This window comes from Acinetobacter sp. FY683 (genome assembly GCF_059515885.1).
In genome coordinates, this window is the sequence record NZ_JCAKNA010000056.1 from 1 (window position 1) to 5,383 (window position 5,383).

6 protein-coding genes and 1 pseudogene are annotated in these 5,383 nt (G+C 34.4%); all 7 read left to right on the plus strand.

Features of this window, described 5'->3' with window-relative positions; translation table 11 throughout:
• Positions 1-494 (plus strand): hypothetical protein (locus AC5YDH_RS14730; protein WP_496120571.1); only part of this gene is annotated, 494 nt, incomplete at its 5' end.
• Positions 495-559: 65 nt separating this feature from the next.
• Positions 560-811, plus strand: a complete 252-nt coding sequence (locus AC5YDH_RS14735) for a hypothetical protein (RefSeq protein WP_496120572.1) — start codon at positions 560-562, stop codon at positions 809-811.
• 427 nt (positions 812-1,238) lie between these two features.
• Entirely contained in the window at positions 1,239-1,391 is a 153-nt protein-coding gene (locus AC5YDH_RS14740) for a hypothetical protein (RefSeq protein ID WP_496120573.1), read from the plus strand.
• A gap of 837 nt (positions 1,392-2,228) precedes the next feature.
• Entirely contained in the window at positions 2,229-2,828 is a 600-nt protein-coding gene (locus AC5YDH_RS14745) for a recombinase family protein (RefSeq protein WP_496120576.1), read from the plus strand.
• A 407-nt stretch (positions 2,829-3,235) separates the two neighbouring features.
• A complete protein-coding gene (locus tag AC5YDH_RS14750) occupies positions 3,236-3,628 on the plus strand; it encodes a plasmid replication DNA-binding protein (protein ID WP_496120574.1) in 393 nt (130 codons plus the stop codon).
• Positions 3,629-3,836: 208 nt separating this feature from the next.
• Positions 3,837-4,793: a replication initiation protein gene (locus AC5YDH_RS14755; RefSeq protein WP_496120575.1), complete on the plus strand. Its 957-nt coding sequence runs from the start codon at positions 3,837-3,839 to the stop codon at positions 4,791-4,793.
• 282 nt (positions 4,794-5,075) lie between these two features.
• Positions 5,076-5,383 (plus strand): annotated as a pseudogene (locus AC5YDH_RS14760) (hypothetical protein); the annotation flags it as partial.

The following is a 5,383-nucleotide window of genomic DNA, read 5'->3' on the forward strand; positions in this document are numbered from 1 at the left end:
GTGCATTGAGAAGACAATATAAAAGCTCAGAGCAAGAAACTCCTGATGTTCTTTTGATTTATTCAATTGAATTTAAGATGACAGATATTGATGAAATCAACGATACGGATGATGCTTATAAACCAACTGAGGTTGTGAAAATAAAATCCCCATTCTTGCATATTCATGTTTGTGTAATAGCTGATTGCAAAAAGACTATTCCTCAATCTTTCAATAAACGAGCTGTGCAAGCGTTGAATGAAATTGAGGGTTTAACGAAGGCACGTTATTTCAAAAGTAAAGATCGCTACGTCAATATATTTGATGATGAAACTAGAGAAAGTAGAATACAACGTACTAAACCACAGATGTATAAGTCTTTAAAAACTGAGTTTGATGATGTTTATGAAAGGGTGAAGTATCTTGCTAAAGTTGAGCAGAAAGACCCTGATAACATACCGTTCAGACAAAAATTTGGCTGTAGTCAATTACCCAAAAAAGACAACAATAGCTAAAACTACTATTACATAAGACAAAATAGAACGCTGTACGTGAATGAAATTAAATTATGTAGGGGATTATGCTCCCCTATGCACGTACACAGCCTTATAAACAAAAGATTGAAGCAACCAAAGCTAAGACATCTTTAATTGATATGTTGAACTTTCGTTCTACACTTTTATTTTCAGTGATAGTTGTCGTTTTAGTTGTTGGAGTTACTTTTGTAACTGTGGTTTTAGTTTCAGTTTTTTTAGATGAATATTTCATTACATGTGTTCCTATTTTTATTGGTACACATGTATTTAGTGAAGTGATTTATTTCTTAATTTAGCAATGCACTGATGCCGTTATCAGCATCTCAAAACCTATAGTTACACGTATAAGATAGAGAGTTACACGTGTGAGAAGAAACCTTGAGTGTCTATGAAAAGTTGTAATGAGCCTGCTTTGTAAAGTGGGCTTTTTTTGTGCCTGAAAAAAGGAGGGAGAGCTAAAACACAATTATGAATAATGAAATGAATAATCACGTCTTGTAAAACAGAGTTAATACAAGGTCGGAGCATAGAAATACGGTTTTTATCAGCAGAGAATCCGCCACATAAGCAGATTTTTTATGGAAATAGTTCCAATACAAACAGGATTTTATTTGGGTTTTACTACCCCCCTGTAAGGTTTAGGAAGACAAAAAAAAGGGCATATTTTTTTAATGTTAAATACTAAATAAGAAGTGAAGTTAAATTTTAAAAAGGAGTATCTGAATGAAACTATCGAATAGCGCTTTAAGAATGGTTTTGGCTTTGTTAGCTGTTGCTTTTCTTGCCGTAGGTTGCGACACGTGGGTAAAGGCGGAAGGTGTTGGTTGGTCTTTTGAGGCGAAAGCATCAGCGACAGCAGAATTAAAGAGAAAATAATTTCGATTTAAGGCGTGTACGTGAATGAAAGTGGATAGTAGCTCGACAAATCTATTTTCATTCACGAGATACGTCTTAGGTTGATCTTATTTAAAAGAACGTACTAACTATTTTTGTGCAAAATAAAGGTATCTACAAGAAATTAAAGAAGTTTATTACCAGTTAGTAATCTAATGATTTTTGATTTTCTGCACGACTGTACAAGTAGTTGCACAGTGCGTTGGTGCAAGAGTACAAGTACTGGTACAGTACATTGGTGCAAGAGTACAAAAATGTACGTATATCTTTGAATTTAATAATAAAAAAGTAAGTGGTTTGGGTTGTAATGAGGTGAATTCTACTGCATAGTTTATTTACTGATTAGTAGGAGCTTTCTACTAAAGCGACGGCACTCACTCTCAATCACCGTCTAAAGCTTTGAGAGTGAGTTTGTATCAACATCAATATCAACGCATTGGTATCTTCATGAAGACATTTGAGGTTAAAAGTTAAGGTTACTTAACTGTATTGATTAAACATCATTGGATATCTGATATCAATGCCCTAATTAGGGAGTAAATTAAATGAACGTAGTTATATTCTACGTCCTGCAAGTGGTTGGCTTAATTGCTAATCTTTTGCAAATTTCTGATTTTATTATCAGATAAGAGAAAGCCCATCTTCGGATGGGCTTTTTTACATCAGCATTAGAACCTCAAATAGGTTCAGGCGGTCTATCATTAGACTATACCCAAAGAATAAAAGATTAAATGATAAACAAGCCTATCATTAGACTTGAAAAGAATATTAAATGATATTATTATCATAGTACTTAAAGATACAATGTTAAATGATAAAATGACCATTCATATATACGTAAGAGCTAGCACAAAAGATCAAGATGCAGAGAGAGCATTAGACAGCCTTAAAGAGTTTGCTAGTTCTATTCGGGATGATGTTAAAGAATATGTAGAGAATGAATCAGGTACAAAGTTAGATAGACCTGTATTAAATGATTTACTCGATAAGGCAAAGAATGGAGATACCTTATTAGTTGAGAGCGTAGATCGCTTATCACGTTTAAAACAAGATGAGTTTGAAGTATTGAAAGGACGTATAAAAGAGAAAGGATTAAAGCTAGTTGTAGCTGATTTACCAACTACTCATGTACTGCTAGATACAAACGATACTATTACAAGCTCTATCCTGAATCTCGTTAATAACTTGTTAATTGATCTACTAGCTACTATGGCTAGATTAGACAATGAGAAGCGTATAGAACGTATTAAACAAGGTTTAGAGAGGAGTGGATATAAACCAACTGGAAAGAAAGCAGATAAAACCAAGCACGAACGTATCAAGGCAATGTTAGCAACAGGTGCTATGACGAAAGAAGAAATTGCTAAGGCTGTTGGATGTGGTGTAGCTACAGTTTACCGAGTTGCGAAAGGGAGCTAAAACACTAGTGATATTTCTAATTTACAGAACTGATATTTTTTAGGAGTATCGACTTTGTTAAGCACCATCTCTATTAATCTTGATATTTTTATATGAGGAATTGCTAAACATACATGCTCTCTCCTCTTTCTAAATCTTAGTAAATTTTTTAAGTGTAAAACTCAGTATTGATAAGTGTTTAACAGTTAAAATCAAATATAAGAAAACAATGCAAAGATCAATGTATTTCATTCGTTTTAAGCACCCTATAAGCGTGATATAAGGCGATATTAACACCTAGTGGTACTACCCTACATTAATACACTTAAATAGCTTAAAAACGAGCTATAAGGCTGTATTTTTGGGTTACATAGATTAGCAGTTTTGAGTTACACTGAATTTAACACTGATAACAAGAATGAACACTTATGTCACGTATTAACATTAGCCAAGCATCAAAGAAGTTTAACGTCAGTAGAAATACGCTATACAAGTACATTAAGAGTGGAAAGTTAACTAAGGATTCTGAGGGGCTAGTAGACACTGCTGATATGATTAGATTGTTTAGTTCGCATGTCACTTCACAGTCACAGTCAACAGTAGATGACAGTCAGCCTGAACATGAGATTACACAGTATCAACACCGTGAACAGTTACTACAAAAACAGGTTGAGCAATTGCAGTTACAAGTATCCTCATTAGAAAAGCAATTGCAGTACGTCCAAGCTAATGAAGCATGGTTAAAACAGCAACTTGATCAGAAGTTAATTGAGCATAAAAACAATGATAAAAAAGGATTACTAGGAAGGTTATTTGGGTAATTAATATTTTTAAGCGTTAGAAATTTTATATATTTATATGAATTGTGGTAAAACTACTCTATAGAAAATGAAAAACCCCATAACTTTCAAATCTTGGCGGAAGAGAAGTTACAGGGTTGAATCCTTAGATAGTACAAACAAAAGTTCATAACAATCTGAGAATAATAATACAGGTTGTTGTGAGTTTTGCAAACAGGTAAGTTATGCAATGCAACAGCTATCTTTAGCTTTAGAACAAACTATAAGCAAATATCCTGCAAAACCATATTGCAGTGACGATCTATCATTTGGGGTACAGGTACGCCCTAAACATATAGCTTTATTAAAAAAATATATTCAACCTAATCATCCGTACTACACAAACTTTTTTGTTTTTGATCTTGATTACCCAACAGCATACGTTGATCTATTCTATGACATGGTTGGTGTACCAACTCCAAACTTGATTGTAGAAAATCCTGAGAATGGTCATGCACACTATGTTTATCAACTAAAGACACCTATCTATCAAACTGATGCATCTAAACCTAAACCAATTGCATTCGGTAACGCCGTCTATTCAACGCTGAGAGAATTATTAAAGGCTGATGTAGGTTATACAGGGTTAATCACTAAAAACGCACTACACAAGCATTGGCGGACACACATACTACGTTCTGAACCATATACGCTTAATCAATTAGCTGAACGATTAGACTTAACACAACATAAGATAAATAAACTTATAGCACCTGATGAAGCTGTAGGGCTAGGTCGTAACTGCTGTGTCTTTCATACTGTACGTCATTGGGCTTATGTAGAGATCAGGAAATACAGAGGTAAAACGTACAATCAATGGTTACAAGGCGTCATTGATCGCTGTACTGCTCTGAACAGTGAGTTCACAGCACCTATGAGCTATAACGAAGTCAAAGGTATTGCTAAGAGCATCGCTAGATGGACTTGGAAGCGTGATAGCTACTGTTACCAAGAGTTTATTGATAGACAGACACGCAAGAGCAAGTTAGGTGCTTCTAAAGGTGGAACAGCACGTTCTATGCAGTACCAAGATAGACGTAAGCAAGCACAAGCACTGAAAGCGCAGGGACTAACCAATACACAGATTGCTAAAAGGATTGGTGTAACACGTGTGACTGTAATTCGATGGTTTTCTCAAGGGGTGTAACAGTGCCCCTAAATCAAGTTATTAGCTCGGTAATAGTTTAGGTAATAATTTATTGCTTTTGCGCTGTAATTACTTATTGTTCCTGATGTCAATAAAAGAATGACTTCGGACAGAAAAAATAGTATCTTTATGCCCTCAAACCTTTACTATCATTGCTTTTTTCTTTGCATAATAAGCAGAGTAATAGATATAGGGTTTAGCTATAGTTAATTTATGCATATAAATGTGATACTTAGGAGGTGAAGAATTAAAGCTAATGTAGGGATTACTCCCTTAAATCGTATGAATAATGGTGATGCTAAGAACTATCATGCAAACCCAGATCATTTGGAAAGAGTGGAAGAAGTACTTTTCTATGCAAGAGGTAACATGACATCCCCATGTGCTTTTCATTTGTTAAGTCATATTTCTGACCCTAAAGCTTTTGCTAAAGTTAAATCTGACTTTTCTAAAAAGTTTAAGCGTGCATTGAGAAGACAATATAAAAGCTCAGAGCAAGAAACTCCTGATGTTCTTTTGATTTATTCAATTGAATTTAAGATGACAGATATTGATGAAATCAACGATACGGATGATGCTTATAAACCAAC

Bases quoted from the DNA above. Each gene is read 5' to 3' on its own strand.
- AC5YDH_RS14735 (WP_496120572.1), top strand. From the start codon at position 560: ATGCTCCCCTATGCACGTACACAGCCTTATAAACAAAAGATTGAAGCA.
- AC5YDH_RS14740 (WP_496120573.1), top strand. From the start codon at position 1,239: ATGAAACTATCGAATAGCGCTTTAAGAATGGTTTTGGCTTTGTTAGCT.
- AC5YDH_RS14745 (WP_496120576.1), top strand. From the start codon at position 2,229: ATGACCATTCATATATACGTAAGAGCTAGCACAAAAGATCAAGATGCA.
- AC5YDH_RS14750 (WP_496120574.1), top strand. From the start codon at position 3,236: ATGTCACGTATTAACATTAGCCAAGCATCAAAGAAGTTTAACGTCAGT.
- AC5YDH_RS14755 (WP_496120575.1), top strand. From the start codon at position 3,837: ATGCAACAGCTATCTTTAGCTTTAGAACAAACTATAAGCAAATATCCT.